General features: G+C 69.9%; 18 protein-coding genes. 13 read left to right on the plus strand and 5 right to left on the minus strand.

The features are described 5' to 3' along the window. Window positions 1-89: 89 nt before the first annotated feature. The gene (locus OHB49_RS06740) at window positions 90-1052 is read right to left on the minus strand and encodes a hypothetical protein (RefSeq protein WP_313940355.1); all 963 of its coding nucleotides are present in this window, start codon (window positions 1050-1052) and stop codon (window positions 90-92) included. Further along, a complete protein-coding gene (locus tag OHB49_RS06745; RefSeq protein ID WP_443079497.1) occupies window positions 1049-1915 on the minus strand; it encodes a phosphatase PAP2 family protein in 867 nt (288 codons plus the stop codon). Before OHB49_RS06745 ends, OHB49_RS06740 begins: the two co-directional genes overlap by 4 nt. Before the next feature lie 166 nt (window positions 1916-2081). On the opposite strand from OHB49_RS06745, the gene OHB49_RS06750 reads away from it, so the two are divergent. The 13 genes from OHB49_RS06750 to OHB49_RS06810 all read left to right on the plus strand — a co-directional run bounded on the left by OHB49_RS06750 (window position 2082) and on the right by OHB49_RS06810 (window position 16607). Continuing rightward, window positions 2082-2714, plus strand: coding sequence for a TetR/AcrR family transcriptional regulator (locus OHB49_RS06750; RefSeq protein WP_030973572.1), 633 nt, complete (start codon window positions 2082-2084; stop codon window positions 2712-2714). A gap of 232 nt (window positions 2715-2946) precedes the next feature. Then, on the plus strand, window positions 2947-3762 hold the full coding sequence (locus OHB49_RS06755; RefSeq protein ID WP_329158713.1) for an SDR family oxidoreductase: 816 nt from the start codon (window positions 2947-2949) through the stop codon (window positions 3760-3762). 56 nt (window positions 3763-3818) lie between these two features. Continuing rightward, the gene (locus OHB49_RS06760; protein ID WP_329158714.1) at window positions 3819-4832 is read left to right on the plus strand and encodes an SPFH domain-containing protein; all 1014 of its coding nucleotides are present in this window, start codon (window positions 3819-3821) and stop codon (window positions 4830-4832) included. After that, entirely contained in the window at window positions 4829-5728 is a 900-nt protein-coding gene (locus OHB49_RS06765; protein ID WP_329158716.1) for a hypothetical protein, read from the plus strand. The genes OHB49_RS06760 and OHB49_RS06765 overlap by 4 nt, the downstream gene beginning before the upstream one ends. A gap of 393 nt (window positions 5729-6121) precedes the next feature. Then, window positions 6122-8047, plus strand: a complete 1926-nt coding sequence (locus OHB49_RS06770; RefSeq protein ID WP_443079498.1) for an ABC transporter ATP-binding protein — start codon at window positions 6122-6124, stop codon at window positions 8045-8047. 88 nt (window positions 8048-8135) lie between these two features. Further along, window positions 8136-8642: a nucleotide triphosphate diphosphatase NUDT15 gene (locus tag OHB49_RS06775; protein ID WP_329158718.1), complete on the plus strand. Its 507-nt coding sequence runs from the start codon at window positions 8136-8138 to the stop codon at window positions 8640-8642. A gap of 55 nt (window positions 8643-8697) precedes the next feature. Then, window positions 8698-9195, plus strand: coding sequence for an FBP domain-containing protein (locus OHB49_RS06780; protein WP_329158720.1), 498 nt, complete (start codon window positions 8698-8700; stop codon window positions 9193-9195). 179 nt (window positions 9196-9374) lie between these two features. Beyond that, a complete protein-coding gene (locus tag OHB49_RS06785; RefSeq protein ID WP_329158722.1) occupies window positions 9375-10469 on the plus strand; it encodes a substrate-binding domain-containing protein in 1095 nt (364 codons plus the stop codon). Window positions 10470-10586: 117 nt separating this feature from the next. Further along, window positions 10587-11894, plus strand: coding sequence for an ABC transporter substrate-binding protein (locus OHB49_RS06790; protein WP_329158724.1), 1308 nt, complete (start codon window positions 10587-10589; stop codon window positions 11892-11894). Window positions 11895-11979: 85 nt separating this feature from the next. Further along, window positions 11980-12939: a carbohydrate ABC transporter permease gene (locus OHB49_RS06795; protein ID WP_234432884.1), complete on the plus strand. Its 960-nt coding sequence runs from the start codon at window positions 11980-11982 to the stop codon at window positions 12937-12939. Further along, window positions 12936-13871 carry a carbohydrate ABC transporter permease gene (locus OHB49_RS06800; RefSeq protein ID WP_329158728.1) on the plus strand — a complete coding sequence of 312 codons (936 nt, stop codon included), beginning with the start codon at window positions 12936-12938 and terminating at the stop codon, window positions 13869-13871. Before OHB49_RS06795 ends, OHB49_RS06800 begins: the two co-directional genes overlap by 4 nt. A gap of 2 nt (window positions 13872-13873) precedes the next feature. Further along, on the plus strand, window positions 13874-14929 hold the full coding sequence (locus tag OHB49_RS06805; RefSeq protein ID WP_329158730.1) for a hydroxyacid dehydrogenase: 1056 nt from the start codon (window positions 13874-13876) through the stop codon (window positions 14927-14929). A gap of 181 nt (window positions 14930-15110) precedes the next feature. Continuing rightward, the gene (locus OHB49_RS06810) at window positions 15111-16607 is read left to right on the plus strand and encodes an HAD-IA family hydrolase (protein WP_329158732.1); all 1497 of its coding nucleotides are present in this window, start codon (window positions 15111-15113) and stop codon (window positions 16605-16607) included. A 125-nt stretch (window positions 16608-16732) separates the two neighbouring features. Here the strand turns inward: OHB49_RS06810 and OHB49_RS06815 are convergent, their stop codons facing one another. From OHB49_RS06815 to OHB49_RS06825, 3 genes are all read right to left on the minus strand, one after another. Continuing rightward, entirely contained in the window at window positions 16733-17077 is a 345-nt protein-coding gene (locus OHB49_RS06815) for a hypothetical protein (RefSeq protein WP_329158733.1), read from the minus strand. After that, window positions 17043-19502, minus strand: coding sequence for a polysaccharide lyase 8 family protein (locus OHB49_RS06820; protein ID WP_329158736.1), 2460 nt, complete (start codon window positions 19500-19502; stop codon window positions 17043-17045). The genes OHB49_RS06815 and OHB49_RS06820 overlap by 35 nt, the downstream gene beginning before the upstream one ends. A 292-nt stretch (window positions 19503-19794) precedes the next feature. Continuing rightward, window positions 19795-22269 carry a polysaccharide lyase 8 family protein gene (locus tag OHB49_RS06825; protein WP_329158737.1) on the minus strand — a complete coding sequence of 825 codons (2475 nt, stop codon included), beginning with the start codon at window positions 22267-22269 and terminating at the stop codon, window positions 19795-19797. Between the last annotated feature and the right edge of the window lie 23 nt (window positions 22270-22292).

Raw genomic sequence — 22292 nt, forward strand, 5'->3', positions numbered from 1 at the left:
CGCCGAGGACGGTCGACGAAGGCCGCGTACGAGGGCGGGGTGGCAGACCGGCCGTACCCGGCCCGCCATCCCGCCCCGCCCCACCCGCGTCACGGCCCGCCGACCCGCGTACCTCCCGGTTCCGGGCTGAGGACCAGCCGGTCGTCCCTCGTCCGGGGGCTGCCGATCACGACCCGGGACTGCGCGCTCGGCGCCGGTTCCGTCCTGGCCCGGTCCGCCAACGACATCGTCTCGCCCTGGGCGCGGCTGAGCAGAATGACCCCGCGTACCGCCGCGGCGGAACCCAGCAGGGCCGGGATCAGGGCGATCGTCCCGCCCTGGAGGCGTTCGCCGAGCAGCGCCAGGCCGATGACCGCGGCGGCGATCGGGTTGGCGAGCGTGACCACGGCGAGCGGCGCGCCGAGACCGCCCTGGTACGCGGTCTGGGCGAGGAGCAGGCCGCCCATCGCGAAGGCCGAGACGAGCAGCGCCACCGTCACCAGGCGCCAGCTGAACAGCGGGCCCGTGTGGTCCGTTGCCGCCACCGTCAGGGTCTGGGTGAGCGCCGATGCCACGCCGGACGTGATGCCGGACGCCGCCGCGTGCCGCAGTCCGGGGCGGGTCCCGGGGCGGCTGAGTCCGGCGACGACCGCCATGGTCGCCGCACCGACCGCCAGCGCCTCGCCCAGGCTCAGCGTCTCGTGCGGGGCCGTGCCGCCCGCCGTCAGGAGCAGGGCGCCCAGGCCGAGCAGGGTGAGGATCGTGCCGTGCCATTCGGTGCCGGTGACCCGGCGTCCGGCGGCGCGTGCACCCAGCGGTACGGCGGCGACCAGGGTGAGCGCGCCGAGCGGCTGGACGAGGGTGAGCGGGCCGTACTTCAGCGCCGCGACATGCAGCAGTGCTCCACCGGCGTTCAGTGCCACCGCCGACCACCAGGCCGCGCGCCCGAGCATCCGGAACACTCCGGCGCCCGGCTCGCTGCGCCCCGCCAGCCGGGCCTGCGCCACGGCGGCCGAGGCATAGGCGACGGCGGAGACCAGGGACAGCGCGACGGCTGTCAGCGTGGCGTTCATTGCCGGCCTCCGGACGACGAGGCGTACACCTCGGAGACGGCCGGATCGGGTATACGGGACATCGGCAGCCCGGTCCGGGCGACGGTGGACTCGGCCGCACCGGCGACGGACGGCCACGGAGTGTGCACACGGACCGGCACGGTCCGCTCCAGCCGCAGCGCCGCGAGCGCGACGGCGAGCAACGCGCTGACGACGATCGAGTCGAGCCAGTAGTGGTTGGCGGTGCCGACTATCACCAGCAGTGTGACCAGCGGGTGCAGCAGCCAGAGCCACCGCCACCGCGAACGCGTGGCGACAATCAGCCCGACCGCGACCATCAGCGCCCAGCCGAAGTGCAGGGAGGGCATCGCGGCGAACTGGTTGGCCATCGAGTCGGTGGCCGGGGTGTCTCCGTACACCGTCGGCCCGTACACCTGCCCGGTGTCGACGAGCCCGGCGGCGGCCAGCATCCGCGGCGGGGCGAGCGGGAACAGCAGATGCAGCGCGAGCGCGGCTCCGGTGAGCACCGCGAGGATCCGGCGCGACCAGACGTAGTGGAGGGGCCGGCGCCAGTAGAGCCAGGCCAGGAAGAAGAGCGTGGCCGGGAAGTGCACGACCGCGTAGTAGGTATTCGCGAGGTGGATCAGCGTCTCGCTGTGCAGCAGCGCGCCCTGCACGGCACCCTCGCCCGGCAGGTGCACCGCCCGTTCGAGGTCCCAGACATGTCCGGCGTTGCGGTACGCCTCCTCGACGTGACCGCTCGCGGCCTGGCGGCCGAGCTTGTAGATCGCGAAGAGTCCTACGACGAGAAGGAGCTCGCGGACGAGGGGCGGTCGGGCAGAAGTGTCCGGCTCCCGATCTGCGGGCTCACTGCGGGCGTACATCACCCGGTGCCCCTTTGCTGACGAAGCGGTGTTACGGCGGCATGGTCCAGTCCATACTGCATCGATACGCCAGTGTACCGATACGCGAACGTATCGGAACACCGGCGTTTCGGTACACTGGCGTATCGATGGACCTCGTCGCACAGTCGCAGAGAGGGAACAGCACATGTCGTCGCACGATTCCGTGCAGGAACCGGCTCACACACCGCGCCGCTCGAAGATCACGCCGGAGCGGGCGCAAGAGCTCTACACGGCCGTGCTCGACCTGCTCCGGGAGAGCGGCTACGAGTCCCTCACCATGGAAGGGGTCGCGTCCCGCACCCGGTGCGGGAAGTCCACTCTCTACCGGCAGTGGGGCTCCAAGCCGGAGCTGGTCGTCGCGGCACTGCACAGCACCCGGCAGATGCTGCTGTCGCACATCGACACGGGCACGCTCGCCGGTGACCTGCGCGAGGCGGCGCGGGTCATCGGCGCGCGCTCCGGGCGTGACACGCCGCTGATGCATGCGCTGAGCCATGCCGCGCTGCAGAGCCCGGAGCTGCTCTGCGCACTGCGCGAAGCACTGGTCCTGCCCGAGTTGGCGGCGATCGACGCCATGGTCCGGCGCGGCAAGGAGCGCGGCGAGATCACCGAGGACAACGCGGGCGCGGAGTTCGTCTCCGCGCAACTGCTGGGCGTGATGCGCGCCAGGCCGCTGCTGGAGGCGAAGATCGCGGATGAGGCATATCTCACTCGCTTCGTGGAGAGCGCCGTTTTTCCGTCACTAGGTCTGGATCCGGCAACGACCGGGTCCTGCTGAACGTGGGCCGTCGTCCGAGCGGATGACGAGGGCCCGCCTGCGCCGCACCGTGGGGACGGGGGCGGCGCACCGTCCGGTCGGCCGGTGACTTCTTCGGGAGTCACCGGCCGCCCGCGTTTCACGTGTCCGTCCCCCTCGACAGCTGTCCGGTCCCGGCTACCAGCCATCAAACAAACGATTGGTAGATTACTGTCGCATTCGGCACGCACTTCGGCAACAGCAGGGGTGGACCATGGACATCGGCAATCCGGTCGACTTCACGGGGCGAGCGGTCATCGTCACCGGCGGCACCAAGGGCATCGGCGCCGCGATCGCCGAGATGTTCCTCGCCGCGGGCGCAGAGGTGATGGTCTGCGGGCGCAACGAGCCGCCGGCACCGCCCGAGGCGGGTGGGCGGACGGCTCACTTCCGGTCGGTCGACGTCCGGGACCCGGCCGCGGCCGCCGGTCTCGTCGACGCCGCCGTGGAGCGGTTCGGACGGCTGGACGTGCTGGTCAACAATGCGGGCGGCTCCCCCGACGCCGATGCGGCGACCATGTCCCCGCGGTTCGTCGAGAAGATCGTCGCGCTCAATCTGCTGGCCCCGTTCTATGTGGCGCAGGCGGCGAACCGGATCATGCAGGGCCAGCAGGACGGCGGCTCGGTCGTCAACATCGGCAGCGTCTCCGCCCACACCCCGCAGCCGGGCACCGCCGCCTACACGGCAGCGAAGGCCGGCCTGCTGGCCCTGACCCGGGCGCTGGCGCTGGAGTGGGCACCGAAGGTGCGCGTCAACCACATCACGACCGGACTGATCCGCACCGAGAGCGCGGTGCCGGTGTACGGCGAGGACGGTGGTGCGGCGGTGGCGGGCGTCATTCCGATGGGGCGGATGGCCGTGCCGGACGACGTCGCGCGCGCCTGTCTCTATCTGGCCGGCGACTTCGCTCCGTACGTCAACGGCGCCGATCTGGCGGTGCACGGGGGCGGCGAGGTGCCGGCCAGGTTCCTCGTCGCGAAGGGCGGTCGACGTCGAGACGCGCACCCTGAACCTTTTTCGTCCTCTTGACGATATCGATCGGGCTCCCTTATCGTCTCCATGACGAGAATCGAGGGGGATCCGACATGGCCGACATCACCAAGCGGTTCGGCTGGCGCCATCTGCGCTCCGCACCCACCGCCCACATCCGCCACCACAAGCGCGGACGACTGGCGCACGACGGGGCGGGACTGAGCTTCTGGTACCGGTCACTGAGCGCCGCACTATCCGAAGTGCCGGTCAACGACCGGGAGTTGGCGATGGCCTTCCACGCGCGTACGTCCGACTTCCAGGACGTCACCGTGCAGGCCACTGTGACGTACCGGATCAGCGACCCGGCCGAGGCCGCCGCCCGGCTCGACTTCTCCGTCGACCCGGACACCGGCGGCTGGCGCGGTGCGCCGCTGGAGCAGATCGCCACACTCCTCACCGAAACGGCCCAGCAGCACACCCTGGACGTGCTGGCACGCACCCCGCTGGCCGGGGCGCTGGTCGACGGAGTCGCGTCGGTACGGAACCGGGTCGCCGAAGGACTTGCCGCCGAGCCCCGGCTGCCCGCCACCGGCATCGACGTGGTTGCCGTACGGGTCGTCGCGATCCGACCCGAGGCCGAGGTGGAGCGCGCCCTGCGCACCCCCGCTCGGGAGCAGATCCAGCAGGAGGCCGACCGGGCCACGTACGAACGCCGGGCCGTGGCCGTCGAGCGCGAGCGGACCATCGCCGAGAACGAGCTCGCCAGTCAGATCGAACTTGCCCGCCGCGAGGAACAGTTGGTCGAGCAGCGGGGCACCAACACCCGCCGCGAGGCCGAGGAGAACGCGGCGGCCGACGGGGTGCGCGCCGAGGCCGAAGCGGCGCGCAAGGTGCGCCTGGCCCGCGCCGAGGCGGCAGCCGCACGCGAGGTCGGCGCCGCACATGCCGAGTCGCAGGCGGCCTGGCTGCGGGTGCACGCGGAGGTGGACACCGGGACGCTGCACGCCCTCGCCGCCACCTGGTTCGCCGAGAACCTGCCGCGCATCGACAGCGTCACCCTCTCCCCCGACGTCCTCACCGGGCTGCTCACCCGGCTCGGCCGGCCCGACCCGGAGGCGCGCGCGTGAGCCTCGCCCCGCGCGCAGTGCTCGTGCACCGGACGACCGAGTACGAGGAGCTGCTCGCCCGCCACGGCACGCACGGCCAGGCGGAGTTCTTCCTGTCCTCCCGCGGCCGGTCCATCGAGGAGGTGGCGCGGCGGCACGGGCGGACCCGGCAGGCGCTCGCCGATGTGGCAGCAGCCGTACCACTGCAGTGGCGCCAGTCCCGGGTGGAACGCGCAGATCTCGACCGCTTCCTCTTCGGGCCCGAGGATGTGGTGGTCGTCGTCGGGCAGGACGGGCTGGTCGCCAACGTCGCCAAATACCTGTCCGGCCAGCCCGTTGTGGGCATCGACACCGACCCCGGGCGCAACCCGGGCGTGCTGGTGCGCCACCGTCCCGGCGATGCGGCCGCCCTGTTCCGGGCGGCCGCGTCCCCCGGCGGCACGACGGACGATCTCACCATGGTCGAGGCCGTCGCCGACGACACCCAGCGCCTCCTCGCACTGAATGAGATCTATCTGGGCCCGCCAGGTCACCAGACGGCCCGGTACCGTCTCGGCCCCGACGCCGACGGCTCCCCCGTCGAACCGCAGGCGTCCTCCGGCGTCCTGGTCGGCACCGGCACCGGCTCCACCGGCTGGTTGCGTTCGCTGTGGCAGGAGCGCGGGAGCACCCTGGCGCTGCCCGGCCCGACCGATCCCCGGCTGGTCTGGTTCGTACGCGAGGCCTGGCCGTCGCCCACGACCGGCACCTCGCTGGTGGCGGGCGAACTCAGGCGTGACCAGCGGCTGCGTCTCACGGTCGAGTCCGACCGGGTGGTGGTCTTCGGTGACGGAATGGAGGGGGACGCACTGGAACTGACGTGGGGGCAGACCGTGCGACTCGGCATCTCGGCGACATCACTGCGGCTGACCGTATGAGCAGCCGTCGCGGGCCGGACGGACAAGGAATGCCGGGGCGTGGCCGCAGCTCGGTCAATGCCTCGATCGAGTGACTTCCCACCGCACGGGTGAATCGAACGCCCGATTACGGCCGCTTGCCCAGCCGTACTCCGGAACGCGCATCCAACTCGAACATCAGGCCGATGATTCGCTCTCGTCCCTCCGTGACGACCTCTTGATCAGCCGCGTTCTCCGGTCGCTCGTCCCGATCGAAGCGGCCTCAGGAGGAACAATGAATTCCGTACGCGCCCTTCAGCGTGTTCATCTCATGTTCGATGCACTTCCGGTGCCTCCCCTGCCTCCCCGGCGCCGGGTTGACGCTGTCTCAGTTTTTCTCCTGACCCTGGACAGGCCGGTCTCGGGGTGGTGGGCATGAGCCTGGAGAAGCCCCTGCCGACCGGTCCCGCCGCCACAGTCCCGCACCAGGAAGGCAGGAAGAAGCCCGGTGCGCCACGGCCCGCAGCACCCCCGGAACTGAGTTTCAGCGGGCGGGTGCACGCCAACGCGATGCAGGACGCGACCCTGTGGGACATGGCGCGCCGCATCCCGGCCGCGCTCGGCCGTACGTTCCGGCTGGCCTGGTCGGTCGACCGGCACATGGTGGTGACCGTGCTGGTCTGCCAGTTGCTCTCCGGCATCGGGACGGCCGTGATGCTCGCGTCGGTGGCGGACGCGATGGGGCCGCTGTTCGGCTCGACGGACGCCGCGGCCGGTCTTCACCGCGCGTGGCCCGCGCTGACGGTCGCGGGCGTCGCGCTGGGGGTCGGCTCGACGGCCTGGCTGGTGGCCGACTGGGCGACGCGCCGGCTCAATCCGCAGGTGGCGTCGGCCGCCGATCTGACCATGGTGGACACGCACATGCGGGTCGAGCTGTCCGCGTACGACCAGGAAGGATTCAGCGACCGCAGCCAGGCCGCGGAGATCGGAGCGATGCGGGCGGTCGATCTCGCGGAGGACGCCAAGAGCATGACCAACGGGCTCGTCCAACTCATGACCGCCGCTTCCGTACTGACCGTGCTGCACCCCCTGCTGCTCGTGGTCCTGCTGCTCTCCGTCGTCCCGCGTGGTCTCGGCGGGGTGATCGCCGCCAGAATCGACTATCGGGTTTTCGACGCGTCGGTCTCGGCACGCAACACGAGGGGCATGATGCGCTGGTTCCTGACGACACCGACGCTCGCCGACGAACTGCGCGCCAACACCATGCGCCCCTACCTGCATTTCTGGTATCGCACGATGTGCGACCGGGTCGAGGGGCGGGCGCTGGCCGCGGCGCCGCTGTATCTGCGGGTCAACGCCGTCGCCGCGGCACTGAGCGGGGTGTTCACCGTCGGGATGTGGGCCTCGCTGGCCGGGCTGGTCGTGTCCGGGCGGATGACCCTGGCGATCGCCGGCACGGCCGTCATGGCCTCACAGACCGCAGGTCGTTCGCTCAACTCCGTGATCCGGTACGGCGCTGCCATGTTCCACCACGGTCTCTACCTCGACGACTACCACCGCTTTCTCGCCCGGGCCCGCGATCTGACCACCCACCGGGGCGCAGCCGTACCGCAGGCCCCGACCGAGATCCGGCTGACCGGAGCCGGATTCAGCTACCCGAAGAAGGACACCCCGGCCCTGCACCCGGTGTCGCTCACCCTGCGCCGGGGCGAGGTCGTCGCACTGGTCGGCGAGAACGGGGCGGGCAAGTCCACCCTGGTACGCCTGCTGACCGGGCTGACCCTGCCCACCAGCGGCACCGTGCACTGGGACGACACCGATCTGGCGACGGCGGACGCCGAAGCGGTGTGGCAGCACGTGGGACTCGTACCGCAGCAGAGCGGTCACTGGCCGCTGGCCGCGCGCGAGAACATCGACCTGGGACAGCCGCGGGAGCACGGCGACGACTTGGTGTGGGAGGCGGCGGCGCGCGTCGGCATGGACGAGCCGATCCGGGGCCTTCCCGACGGGATGGATACGCTGCTCGCCCGTTCCCTGTGGGGCGGACACGAGCTGTCCGGTGGCCAGTGGCAGCGTCTCGCCTGCGCGCGGGCCATGTACCGCGGGCCCGGCTTCCTCATTCTGGACGAGCCCACCAGCGAGATGGACGCCCGGGGCGAGCACCAGATCTTCACGGCGCTGCGGGAGATGGCCCCGGACCGGATCACCCTGGTCGTCACGCACCGCCTCGACAATGTGAGGATGGCCGACCGGATTCTCGTCCTCGACCGGGGCCGGATCCGGGAAGAAGGGACTTTCGACCAACTGGCTTACGGAGACGGCCTCTTCGCCGAGTTGTACGCCCTGTCGCAGGACCGCTGAGCCGACGACCGCACCGACCGACGACCACCCGGGGGATCGTCGCGCCCGCTCGCACCGGGCGCGACGGTCCCGGCCCCCGAGGAGCACCATGGATTCCCGACCCACCGAGATCCCCACGCGCAACAACCGTCCGCCCGTCGCCCAAGCGGCGCTCGGCGTGGGGGTCGTCGTGCAGGACGAGCGGGGACGCATCCTGCTCGGCAGACACCACAGCGGCACCTGGGAGCTGCCGGGCGGCAAGGTCGACCCGACGAACGAGTCGATCGCCGCGGCTGCCGTGCGGGAGTTGCGCGAGGAGACCGGCCTGGACGTCACCGAGGACCGGGTGACGGTCTTCGCGATGCTTCACGACGTGGTCGCCGGTATCAACCGCGTGACCATGGCCGCCGTGGTGACCGTGCAGTCGGAGAACCCGCAGGTCACGGAACCCCATCTGATCAGCACCTGGCAGTGGACCGGCCTCGACGACCTGCCGGAGCCGCTCTTCGATCCCTCGGCCCAGATCCTCGCGGCCTGGCGCCCGGAGCTGCCCGTCGAGCATCCCCCCGCCCACTGTCTGAAGGTCATGGACGTCCCCGCCGGAGCCGACTCATAACCTAGGGCAATTAATCGTTTGCCTAGGACTCATAGGCATCATTAGCGTCCTCGGCATGAAGGCCGTGAGTGAGCAGGACATCCGCGCATCGTTCGTCAATTGCTCCAAGGGGGAAGCCAGGCGTCTGCCGATGCCGCGCGATCTTGCCGAGCAGCCCTGGGACGACCTGGATTTCCTGGGCTGGCGCGATCTCGCCGCACCGGGGCGCAGCTACATCGTCACCGATCACGAAGGCGAGCTGATCGGCATCACCCTCCGGTTCCCCTCCCGGCAACGGGGCTTCCTCCACCGCAGCATGTGTTCACTCTGCCTGACCACACACCCGGGCAGCGGTGTCTCACTGATGACTGCCCGCAAGTCGGGCCCGGCAGGGCGGGAGGGGAATTCGGTCGGCGTGTACATCTGCACCGACCTCGCCTGCTCGCTCTATGTCCGCGGCAGGAAGGTACCGGCCGCCGGCGGACGCTTCAAGGAGACGCTGACCCTGGAGGAGCAGGTGGCACGCACCCGGACCAACCTCGCCGCGTTCCTGCGCACGCTGTACGTGGCCTGACCGCCTGGCCGCCGTCACAGACCAGGGGCCGCACCGGATCCGGTAAGAGCCGACGGGTCACCCTGAGCCTGCTGGTGATCGTATTGAACGCAGACGCTCGATACGCTATTGGGCGTACAGTGACCTGCGAGGAGTCACTCTCCGCGTCTGTCCGTCCAGCCTTGCCACAGGGGGAGCCCATGCGACTGCATGTCGACCAGCGCCATGAGCGGGTGCTCGAGCTCGTCAGGGAGCGCGGCAGCCTCCGGGTCGCCGATCTGGCGTCCGAACTCGGTGTCTCAGCAGTGACGTTGAGGCGCGATGTGGAGGCGCTGGCAGCTCAGGGGAGGGTGCAGCGGCTGCACGGGGCCGTGGTGTGGCCGGGTGGGCAGGCCTCGGAGGCGCCGGTGCAGACGCCGGCCGCCGAGGGCGCCGTGATCGGAATGATCGTGCCGACCACCAACTTCATCTTCGCCGACATCGTGCGCGGGGCGCGCGAGACCGTGGAGGCCCAGGGCGGCCGCCTGGTGCTCGGGATGTCCGGCTACGTGGACACGGAGGACCCCGTACAGGCGGAACATCTGCTGGCGGGAGGGGCCGAAGGGCTGTTGATCGCGCCCAGTTGGTTCGGTGGGGTACCCGCCGACGGCCAGGAGAAATGGCTGCTGGAATGCCCGGTTCCGGCCGTGCTCGTCGAGCGCACGGCGCCGGCCGGCAATCCCGCCGCAGGGCTCGACCGCGTGCGCACGGACCGGGCGCACGGCGCCGCGGTGGCGGTCGGTCACTTCGCGAAGCTGGGGCACCGGGCGGTCGCGGCGGTACTGCAGGAAGGACCGCACGCCGCGCAGATCGCCGCGGGATATCTGGCCGCGATGGAGTCGCTCGGGCTGACGACCGTGCCGGGATCGCCGGCGATCAGGGGACACGGCGAGTACGACGAGACAGTGCAGTACCTGGTCGACGCGGTCAGGGAACGGGGGGTCACGGCAGCGCTCGTGCACAGCGACGAGGACGCGATCGTGCTGGTGCCCAGGCTGCAGGAACGCGGCATCAATGTGCCCTCCGACCTGGCCCTCATCGCGTACGACGACGAGGTGGCGGGCCTGTCCGACGTGCCGCTCACGGCCGTCGCGCCACCGAAGCGGGCGGTGGGCGAGCTGGCCGCGAAACTGATGCTGCAGCGGCTGGCGGAGCGCGCCTCGGGCCGGACTCCGACGCCGCGCCAGCACCTCGAACTGCTGCCGGAGCTGCGGGTACGGGCGTCGTGCGGAGCCGGCGAAGTGAGCGGCAACTGATCGTATCTCGATCGTTTTGATTGTTGTGTGCGTTCGCTCTTGACTGTGATCGACATCGCGCAAATGATGTCCCTCGTTCGCCTCTCTTCCCGTACGAGGTCCCGTAGGAGCCGTGCAATGTCGCGCACTTCACGTTCGTTCCGTATAGCCGCCGTCTCTTCCGTCGCAGCTCTGGGCCTGCTCGCCACCGCCTGCGGCGGCGACGGCGGCTCGACCGACGCCAAGTCGAACGGCAAGCCGGTAACCATCAGCTACTGGACCTGGACGCTGGGCGCCAAGGCGACTGCCGACGAGTTCAACAGGACCCACAAGGACATCCAGGTCAAGTTCACCGAGATCCCCAGCTCGACCGAGGGCTACAGCAAGCTGGCCAACGCGGTGAGGGCGGGCAACGCCCCCGACGTCGCCACCATCGAGTACCAGATGGTCCCCGAGTTCGCGAGCCAGGGGAATCTGGTCGACCTCACCGACCTCGCCGGTGACACGGTCAAGGAGAAGTTCCCCGAACCCATCCAGAACCTGGTGAACTTCGGCGGCAAGACCTGGACGGTCCCGTTCGACGCCGCTCCGCAGCTGTACTACTACCGCACGGACCTGTTCAAGAAGTACGGCATCGAAGTCCCGAAGACCTGGGACGAGTTCAGGACCGCTGCCGCGAAGGTCAAGAAGAAGGACAAGAGTGTCCGTCTGGCCTCGATGCCCAAGTCGGACCCGGCGCTGTTCGCCGCGCTGTCCTGGCAGGCCGGTGGCAAGTGGTTCTCCACCGAGGGTGACGCCTGGAAGCCCGCCGTCGACGACGCCGGCTCCAAGAAGGCCGCCGCCTACTGGGACGGTCTGATCAAGGACGACCTCGTGCAGACCTTCACCGGCTGGAGCCCCGAGGAGACCAAGGCCCGGGTCGAGGGCAAGACGCTCAGCTTCCTCGGCGCCTCCTGGTCCGCGGGCGGCATGAAGACCTCGCTCCCGGACCTCGCGGGCAAGTGGGCCGCCGCGCCCATGCCGAACTGGGGCACCCCGGCCAGCGGCAACTACGGCGGCACCTCCTACGGCGTGCTCAAGGGCAGCAAGCACACCGAGGCCGCCGCCGAGTTCATCAAGTGGGTCACCACCAACGGCGACGCCGTCAAGGCCCGCCTGAGCGACAAGAAGTCCCCCAGCAGCGCACTGCCGGCCAACCCGGAGATGCGTGAGGTCGCCGCGTCCCAGTTCGACACCGCGTACTTCAAGGGCCAGGACATCTACGAGCTCGCCTCCGAGCAGGTCGACACCATCGTCCCCGGCTGGACCTGGGGTCCGAACCAGATGGACGTCTACACGGCGGTGCAGGACGCATCCGCCAAGGGCGGCTTCGCAGCCGGCGTCGGGGCCGGCCAGCAGAAGGCCAAGTCGGGCATCGAGGACCGCGGGCTCAAGCTCGCCAAGTGACCCGTCGGGGTCCGGCCGCGCCTGACCGCGGCCGGACCCCGTCGACCACCCTCCCCCGCAGCGTCCATCCGCCAAGGAGCCCACCGTGGCAGCACCACTCGCCAAGGCCGTGCGCCCATCACGAGCCGGCACCCCCCGCGCGAGCGCGTCCCGGCTGAAGCGCAATCAGCGCGGTGCCGCGGCCCTGTTCATCGTTCCGTTCTTCGTGCTGTTCGCCGCCGTCATGGCGGCTCCGATCATCTATGCCGTGTGGATGAGCCTGTTCCAGGAGCGCGCCTCCTCCGGGCTCGGATTCGGCGGCACCGAGCGGGCGTTCGCCGGCTTCGCCAACTTCACCAACGCCCTTTCCGACCAGGGCTTCCGCGAGTCCTTCCTGCACATAGCGGTCTACTGCGCGCTGTACATCCCGGTCATGATCGGCGCCGCGCTCGGACTGGCGCTGCTCGTGGACTCCGCGGTCGCCAGGGCCAGGAAGTTCTTCCAGCTGGCGCTCTTCCTGCCGCACGCCGTGCCTGGTCTGATCGCCTCGATCCTGTGGATCTACCTCTACACGCCCGGCCTCAGCCCGGTCCTCGACTGGATCGGCGCCCTCGGCGGTTCGTGGAACTTCTTCAGCGACGACCATGTGCTCTCCTCCATGGTGAACCTCACCGCGTGGCAGTGGATCGGCTACAACATGGTGATCTTCTACGCGGCGCTGCAGGCCGTACCGCGTGAGCTCGTCGAGGCCGCCGTCGTCGACGGCGCCGGGGCCATCCGTACCGCCTTGCAGATCAAGGTGCCGATGATCGCCTCCGCGGTCGTCATGACCGTGCTCTTCACCTGCGTCGGCGCGATCCAGCTCTTCACCGAGCCCAAGCTCTTCAACCAGCGGGGCACCTCGTCGGTGGACACCGAGTGGTCCCCGACCCTGTTCATCTGGAAGGCCGGCTTCGTCCAGCACGACTACGGACTCGCCGCCGCCGCTTCCCTGATGCTCGCCGCCCTCGGCGTGCTGCTCTCGTACGTCGTCACCAAGCTCGGAAACCGGTGGAAGTCCGCATGAGCACTCACACGGTCACCCAGGAATCCGTCCCCGCCCGGGCGCCGGCCGCTCCCTCGGAGCGCAGACCCGCCGCGACCGGCCGGCGGCGCAGCCCGGCGCATGTGCTGCTCTCCAAGGGCGTCGTCAACGGAGTGCTGCTCCTCGCCGCGTTCTACATGCTGATGCCGGTCAGCTGGCTGCTCTTCGCGGCCACCAAGAACCACCGCGACCTGTTCGCCACCGGTGGCTTCTCCTTCGGGGACTTCAACCTCTTCGCGAACATCCATGACGTCCTCACCTTCAACGACGGCATCTACCTGCGCTGGTTCGGCAACAGCCTGCTGTACTCGGTGGTCGGCTCGGCCGCCTCCGCGCTGCTGTGCACCGCCACCGGCTACGCCTTCGACAAGTACGACTTCCGGGGCAAGGAGAAGCTGTTCGGTCTGGTGCTCGGCGGCGTCCTGGTGCCGGCCACGGTGATCCAGCTGCCGATGTATCTGCTGGCCTCCAAGGTCGGCGTCGTCAACACCTACTGGGCAATCCTGCTGCCGGCCCTGGTCAACCCGTTCGGTGTGTATCTCGCCCGGGTCTTCTCCGAGGGATACGTACCCAACGAGGTCCTCGAGGCGGCGCGGGTGGACGGCGCCGGCGAGCTCCGTACGTTCCGCCGGATCTCGCTGCCGATGCTCGCCCCCGGCTTCATGACCATCTTCCTGTTCTCGTTCACCGGAAGCTGGAACAACTTCTTCGGCGCCCTGGTCATGCTCAACGACGACTCCCTCTACCCGGTCAACCTGGGCCTGTTCATGTGGAACACCACCACGTCCCAGCAGCCCGAGTTCTACTCACTGGTGATCACCGGCTCGCTCATCGCCGTCATCCCGCTGATCATCGCGTTCATCGGCCTGCAGCGCTTCTGGCGCTCCGGCCTGACCGCGGGTGCGGTGAAGTGATCATGCTCGTACCGGAAGGCACCGTCCTGAACAGCTCGGACCGCACCCCGGCCGGCCGGCGACCGGTCACCGTGCTCGCCATGGGCGGCGAGATCCACCGCACCCTGCTGGCCGGCGGCGCCCTCGAGCGACTCGGGCACATCGCGGCGGTGGACACGTCGCTGCTGGTCACCGACTACGCCGCCGCCGATCCCGCCGTGCTCGCCGACACCGAAGTCCTCTTCACCCACTGGGGCTCCCCCCAGCTCTCCGACGAGGCACTGCGGCTCATGCCGCGGCTGCGGGCGGTCGTCCACGCGGCAGGTTCCGTCAAGCACCACGTCACCGAGGCGGTGTGGGAGCGCGACATCGCCGTCTCGTCCGCGGCTGCCGCCAACGCGCTGCCCGTCGCCGAATTCACCCTGGCCGCGATCCTGTTCGCCAACAAGCGGGTCCTCGGCGCCGCGCGGCGCTACCGCGAGACACGGGGCGCCTTCGACCTCCTCCCGCACTTCGCCGGGCAGGGCAACTATCTGCGCACCATCGGAATCGTGGGTGCCTCACGGATCGGCCGCCGGGTGATCGAACTGCTGCGGCCGTTCGACCTGGAGGTCCTGCTGCACGATCCGTATGTGGGCAGGGAGGACGCCGCCGCCCTCGGCGTGGAGCGCGTCGGTCTCGACGAACTCGTGCGGCGCAGTCATGTGGTGTCCATCCACGCTCCCCAACTCCCGGAGACCCGGCACATGTTCGACGCGCCACTGCTCGCGCTGATGGCGGACGGGTCCACGCTCATCAACACCGCGCGCGGCTCACTCGTCGACACCCGGGCCCTCACCGAGGAACTCGTGTCCGGACGCATCCACGGCGTAATCGATGTGACGGACCCCGACCACCTGCCTTCCGATTCCCCGCTGTACAACCTGCCCAACGTACTGCTGACCCCGCACATCGCCGGCTCCCTCGGCAATGAGCTCGGTCGCATGGCGCACTGGGCGATCGATGAAGTGGAGCGGTACGCGCAGGGTGCGCCGTTCGCGTACGGAGTCGGTCCCGACGAGCTGAACCGCTCGGCCTGAGGAGCATCCCGCATGACCGCAGCCCGGCACCGGACACCGCCCATGTCGAGGACCGTTCACCGGGCAGCGGCCGACTCGACCCCGGGGCAGCGGCAGCGAACCGACTTGACCGCCCCGTCGTCAACGGGCGCGGCCGGACCCCGAGCCGGCCACTCCGATCGAACCTGGGAAGGGCTTTGTCATGTCTGGTCGTGCCCACCGCGTCCTCGTCGTCGGCATCGACGGCGTGCGGCTCGACACCCTGCGCCGGCTGCCTACCCCGCATCTGGACGCCCTCGCGCGGCAGGGCTTCCTCGCACCGGTCGGGATCGACGACGACACCCCGACGATGTCGGGGCCGTGCTGGGCCACGGTCGTGACCGGTGTCACCGTCGCCAAACACGGCGTGTGGAGCAACGACTTCACCGGCCACCGCCTCGCCGTCTTCCCCGACTTCGCGACCCGGCTCACGGACCAGGACGGACGGCGCACCTTCGTCGCGGCCGGCTGGGAGCCCCTGATTCTCGCCCGCGGCGGGGGCCCGCTCTTCCAGGCCCCGGCGAGGACCGCGTACGTCTCGCCCGTCGTACACACCCCCGAAGGCTGGGACGCGTGCGACGAGCAGATCACCGAGGAGGCCGTACGGGTGCTGGCCGGAGACGAACCGGAGGCCTCGTTCGTCTATCTCGGCGCGCCCGACGAGACGGCGCACTTCCTGGGCTGCGGCAGCGCGTACGAGAGTGCTGTGCTGGCGGCCGACGGGCGCCTCGGACGGCTCCTCGACGCGGTGCGGTCCCGGCCCTCGTACGAGAACGAGGACTGGACGTTTCTCGTGGTCACCGACCACGGTCATGCGGACGCGGGCGGGCACGGCGGCCGCACCGAGGAGGAGCGCACCGCCTGGCTGATCGCGGCGGGTCCCGGCATCGCGGCGGGTGCTGTCCCCCGCGCCGTCCGCCATGTCGACGTGGCCGCCCAGGTGTTCGCCTCGCTCGGTCGGCACGTCGACCGGCACTGGACGCTGGACGGGCGGCCCTTCGCCGCGGCCCCGCACGCCGTCCTCTTCGACATGGACGGCACACTCGTGGACACCGAGGCGCTGTGGCTGCGAACCGCGCGGGAGACCGCCGCGGGGCTCGGCCACGAGCTGGGAGAGACCGACCTGCCCTTCGTCCTGGGCCGCGCGGCCGCCGACACCGCCGTTCATCTCAAGCAGGTCTCCGGCACCGGCCGCAGTGCGCGGTCCGTGGCCGGGGAACTCGACGCAGCCTTCCTGGCCGCCGTCGAGTCCGAAGCCACGGTGTTGCCCGGCGCGTTGGAATTCCTTGATCTGCTCGGGGATCTGGACATTCCCGTGGCGCTGGTCTCGGCCTCCCCGCGCCCCGTGGTGGACGCGGTGCTCAAGCTCCTCGGCGCGGAGCGGTTCCGTACGACGGTCGCCGAAGGCGAGACGCCTCGTACCAAGCCCGCGTCCGATCCCTATCTCGCTGCGGCGCGGGCGCTCGGCGTGGACCCGGCGGCGTGCCTCGCCGTGGAGGACAGCCCGACGGGCGTCGCCTCGGCCGAGGCTGCGGGTTGCAGGGTGCTCGCGGTGGCCTCCTTCACGGAGATCCCAGCCGCGTCGCGGAGGACGGTTCTGAGCGATCTGCGGGCGATGGAGCCACAGATCCTGTGGACGGCGGGACTTCGGGCCGGGTAGTGGCGCGCAGCCACCGGCAGCGAGCGGCGAGGCGCGCCTGACACGCGCCACGCTGCCCGCTGCGGCATCGGCCAGGAGGCGGCGAGGGCCGCGGCTGCGATGACGGGCAAGGACCTGCGCATGGTTCAGCCTCCGGTGGTCATGGTGACTTCGCCGCTGCTGAGGCTGTAGCTCGCATTCGCTTTGCAGGGGCCGTAGGTGTACGCACTCGTGTTGGTGCCGGTACCGGGCTCGGGGCTGACGAACGGCTTGCCCCAGACCGCCTGCCCGTACGGGATCGAGGCGCAGTCGGCGACCGACTTGTAGTACTCGACGAAGCCGACTCCGCTGGGCTTGAGCAGTCCGGCCGACGAGGAGACGTTCCAGCTCCCGATCGTCGTCCAGGTGTTGGTGCTGGTGTCGACGACGTACCCGGTCGGGTGCCCGGCCGACCGGTCAGCCGAGCTTGACGGTGACCTTCTGCGTGGCACCCGCGGTGCCGCTGAGGTCGCCGAACGTGAGCCGCAGTGAAGCCCCGGTGGTGGCCCCCGTGACCGTGGCCGGCTTGGCGGTCACCGAGGCCACGGCCCTGTTCCAGGTGAGTGTCAGAGATGTCTGCATCCGCATCGGATCGCTGACGCAGATCACCGCGGTGCCGTCGCTCCTTTCGCTGATCATCACCGCGCAGGGCGCGCTCGCGGTGAGCGTCCCGACGGTGCCGCCGAACCAGAAGTTGATGCCGGTGAAGCCGAGTGAGGGGACGCTGACGCCCTGCTGGTTGTCGGTGTTGGCGAGGATCTGCAGCCAGCCCGTGTCCGCCGCTCTGGCGGAGGTCCGGTCCGCGGTGGCTCCCGGCAGGAGCGTGTAGGCGTACGAGGCGTTGACCGGGTTCGTACCGTGGTCGACCCACATGGTCAGGTACTTGCGGTTCAGGGTGGTCGTGGAACTGCCCCTGTTGATGGTGCTCCACTTGCCGTCGCGGGCCTCGCGCTGCGCCTTGACGGTGGCACCGCCGGGGAAGACATAACCACCGTGGCCCCCGATGTGTGCCCACATGGCGCCTGTGAGGGTCTCCGACCACGGGTAGGTCAGCGGCTTGGTGGTGCCGTCGACGGTGAAGGTGGTACTGCCGGTGGGGCCGAGATTTCGGTTTTCGACGGTGGACTCCACGGCTGTGCCGTCGCTGCACTTGATGCCTGCTCCCAGACAGACGATCGCGTCGTCGAGACAGAACCAGGACTTCTTCGCCAGCAGCGTGCTCTGCAGCCCCTTCAGGTACTGACCGATGGCCGCCCGCTGCCCGTCGGTGGCGCCGCCCACCCAGTTGACGTCCGGCAGGGACGCGCCCCAGTCGCCGCCGGCGGCGTCCGCGAGCGCCTTGCGGGATGCGGTGATGCCGGGCAGCCGGTACGGGTCGACGGTGGGCCAGAAGGCGTCGCTGTACTGGCCGTTGCCGTAGGTGTCGCCCCACCAGTAGAGCATTCCGGAACCGGTGTGCCAGCCGCGCAGATTCTCGCCGTTGCCGGTCTCGTAGTACGTGGTGCGCCTGTCGGTCATGCTGATCGAGGCGCCCCAGCCGGGGCGGCGGTGGGTGGCCCGCGACATGTTGGTGAAGAGCCGGTGGCCGGTCGGTTCGGCGATGGCCGAGACCGCGGTGTCGTCCTGAACGCCCTTGAGCCGGGCCAGACCTGTCAGCCCGAGCGAGGGGTTGCTCATCGGCGGGCTGTAGTAGTCCCGCTGCATCCAGCCCTTGACCAGGCCGCGCCAACGGGTGTTCTCGGCCGCGCTCGCACCCTGCCCGAGCAGCACGATCGAGGCCAGGATCGGATGGCCGCGCAGATGGTCGTCCTGCTGGATGCTCCTGGCGTCGGATGCGGAGATCCCTCGGCTGATGGCGCGGCCCGAGACGCCGTCCATCACCAGTCCGTTGTAGAGGAACGGCGCCCAGGCGTTCTCCACCGCGTCGAACACGATCTGTCGGTCGGCGTCGGTGACCGCCCAACTGGACCCGGCGAGCAGCGCGAAGAGCATGCCGAGGCCGCCGAGCATCACCGAGCCGTACGAGCCGGTGTACGGGACGGTGGTGTGCTGGATGAACGACCCGTCCGTATAGAGGCCGTCGCCGCCGGTGACGTACGGGAAGACGGGCGAGAGGGCGTCCCGAGCGAGCGCGATCTTGGCCGGGTCGTCGCCGACTACGCCGCGCAGCGCGAGTACCCGGCACAGGTCGACGCGGTTGGCGCCGGTACTGGTACCGGTGTAGCTCGACACCGCGGAGTCGGGCACGAAGTGGTCGACGGCCTTGGCGTAGTTCGCGAGCTGGGTGGCCGACAACTGGTCGTACATCAGGACGCAGACGTCGAGGAGGGCCTGCGGGGCGCCTATCTGCCAGCTGTACCAGTTGCCGTACCGGGTCAGGCTCTCGTTGTACACCTGGGCGTAGAGGTGGTCGAGGCCGGTCAGGATGTCGGTCCTGAGGCCGGTGTTGCCGGTCAGGCCGGTGCCCTGCTGGCAGTACGCCTGGGCCATGGTGTTCAGCCGGCCGTAACTGCTCGCCATGTTCCCCGAGAAGCCATACGACTCCTGGTCGGTGTCGGGCTCGGGGTCGGCGAAAACCAGGTCGGGCCAGAGCGAGCCGGTGGCCGGTGCCATGGACGACCGGAGCTGGGTCGCGGTGGCGCCGAGGTCGGTGAGACGGCTCTTGAAGGGCTCCGCGGTCGGGCTGAAGCCCTCGCCGACTATCAGAGTGCGCCACTTGGCACGCAGCGCGGAGAACTCTTCCCCGGACTCCTTCCGGGGGGTGCCCCCTGCTGCCGCGGCCTCAGGAGTCAGGAGGGGCGTCGAGGCCAGACCGAGGGCGAGTGCCGTACCGCCGGTTGCGGCCAGGAAAGTGCGACGGGGCCAGAAACGCGTCATTGCGATCTCCGGATGAGGAGGTGGGAGGAGGCTGAGGGGCCTTGGACCGGCGTTGCGGATTCAGGACGGGGGCTGAGGATCTTCGGTCGGGACGGGGATCACCGGGAGGCTGCGGCGGGTGAAGCCAGGACCGGAGTGAGGGCAAGCGGCAGGACGATCGCTGGGCGGGTGCAGAGGCGCTTGAGCGTGGGGGGAGCCCTTTCTGCTGCGATCTGTTCAGTTGGGATGTGCCGGGCCGGGTTCCTGCTCAGGCAGCTGGGAGGAACCCGGCCCACCGAGGCGGTGCCGTGCGTCAGGCCGGCCGCACCTTCACCTGGTGGGTCGTGCCGTAGCTGCCGCTGAGGTCGCCGAACGTGATGGTGAGGGAGGAGCCCGTCTGCACATCGGTGACCGAAGTCGATTTGGAGAGGACCGACTTGACGGGTCGCTTCCAGGTGAGGGTCAGGCCCGTGACGGTGCGGGACGGGTCCGCCACCGAGATCGTCGCCGTGCCGTCGCGCCTCTCACGGACCTGCACGCTCACCGGTGCGCTCGCCATGACCTTTCCGACCGTGCCCGCCTCCCAGAAGTTGATCCCGGTGAAGCCGAGGGAGGGGACGCGGATGCCGTGCTGTTGCGCAGTGTTGGCGAGGATCTGCAGCCACAGCGGGTCGATGGCGCGAGCAGCGGTGCGCAGCTCGCTCGCGCCGGGCATGAGGATGTACGCGTACGAGGCGTCCTGCGGGTCGGTGCCGTGGTCCTGCCACAGCGTCAGATAGCGCCGGGTGAACGACGTGGGAGAACTTCCGGTGTTGATGTCCTTCCAGGCACCTGTGCGCTCCTCGCGCAGTGCGCTGACCCGGCTGCCACCCGACTCGGGGAAGACATAGCCCGCGTGCCCTGCGATATGCGCCCACCTGGTGTGCGAACGGGTGACCTGCCGGTCCTGGGTACCGGGCTGCGGAATGCCGTTGAGGCTGAGCCGCGCTGTCCCCGAGGCGCCCAGGTTGCGGTTGTCGATCACCGTCTCGACCGCGGCGCCGTCGGCCGAGGTGATGCCGGCGCCGAGACAGACGATCGAGTCGTCGAGCCAGAACCACGACTTCTTGGCGGTCATCGTGCTGTCGACGCCCCGCAGATGCTGCCCGGTGACGCCGAACTCGCCGTCGGTGGTGCCGCCCACCCAGGCCGTGTCCGGCTTCGGGTTTCCCCAGTTGCCGCCGAAGCCGTCCGGCAGCGGCTTCTTCGAGACGGTGATTCCGGGCAGCCGGTACGGGTCGACCGTCGGCCAGAAGGTGTCCGAGTACTGCTCGAGACCGTGGTCGTCGCCCCACCAGGACAGCCAGCCCGAGCCGGTGTGATAGCCGCGGGCGTGCTCACCGTTGCCGAACTCGTAGTGCGCGATGCGCTTGGAGGCCATGCTGACCGAGGCCCCCCAGTCGCTTCGGCGGTGAGTGACGCGGTCCATGTTGGAGAAGACCCGGTGCTCGGTCGGCTCGGGTGATGCCTTGACCGTGTCGTCGTCGAACAGCGTCTGCAGCCGGGCCGTGTTGACCAGGCTCAGCTTCGGGTTCTTCAGCGCGGGACCGTAGTAGTCGCGCTGCAGCCAGCCCTTGACCATGGCCTTCCAGCGGGCCTGCTCCTCAGGGCTCGCGCCCTGGCCGACCAGCAGGACGGACGCCATCACGCTGTGCGCGCGGGTGTGATCGTCCTGGGGAAGCTGGAAGGGGTCGGACACCGTCAGGCCTCGGCTGATGCCGCGGCTGGAGACGTTGTCCATCATCAGGCCGTTGTAGATGAAGGGGGCGATGGCCTTCTCGACGGTGTCGAGGAAGAGCTGGCTGCCCGGGTCGTTCACCTGCCACGTCGAGTCGCGCAGCAGCGCGAACAGCCGGCCGAGGCCGTCGTGGAGCACCGCGCCGTAGCCGCCGATGTAAGGGACGTCGGTGTGCTGGATGAACGAGCCGTCGGCGTAGAAACCGTCACCGGTGGTGACGTACGGGAAGACGGGAGACAGGGCGTCACGGCCGAGCTGGATCTTGGCCGCGCTGCCGCCGACGACGCCTCGCAGGATGATCCCGCGGCACAGATCGACACGGTTGGCGCCGGTGCTGGTGCCGGTGTACTGCGCCACGGCCGAGTCCGGCAGGAACTTGTCCACGGCCCGGCAGTAGGCGGCTATCTGCTCGGCCGACAGGTGGTCGTAGAGCAGCACGGCGGTGTCCATCAGCGCCTGCGGCGAGCCGATCTGGAAGTTCCACCAGTTCCCGAACCGGGCCTTGTTCTCGTTGTAGACGTCCGAGTAGAGGTGGTCCAGGCCGGCGATGACGGCGTCCTTGAGCGCGGCGTCTCCCGTGAGCCCTGTTCCGGGCTGGGCCCACGCCTGGGCCATGGTGTTCAGTCGCGTGAAGCTGTCGTTCATCCTGGCCGAGTAGCCGTACGACTCCTGGTCGGTGTCCGGCGACGGGTCGGCATAGCTGATGCCGGACCACAGCGATCCGACCGCCGGCGCCATGGTGGCCTGGAAGCCGGCGGCCTGGGTGCCGAGCGTGGCGAGCTTGGACTTGAAGGGCTCCGCGGTCGGGCTGAAGCCCTCGCCGAGTATCAGAGTGCGCCACTTGGCGCGCAGTGCGGCGAATTCGTCGTCCGCCTGGGCGGCAGCCGATGCCTGGGTGCGAGTGGTGGCCGCGGCGGTGCCGGGCTCGGTGAGGCCGACCGCGAGCGCGGTGCCGCCGGTGGCCGCCAGAAAGGTGCGGCGGGACCAAGGGGGCGAGGAAGGGGGCGTCATGGGTGCTCCGGAGGCCGGGAGGG

The sequence above is a fragment of the Streptomyces sp. NBC_01717 genome (genome assembly GCF_036248255.1).
Lineage (GTDB): Bacteria > Actinomycetota > Actinomycetes > Streptomycetales > Streptomycetaceae > Streptomyces.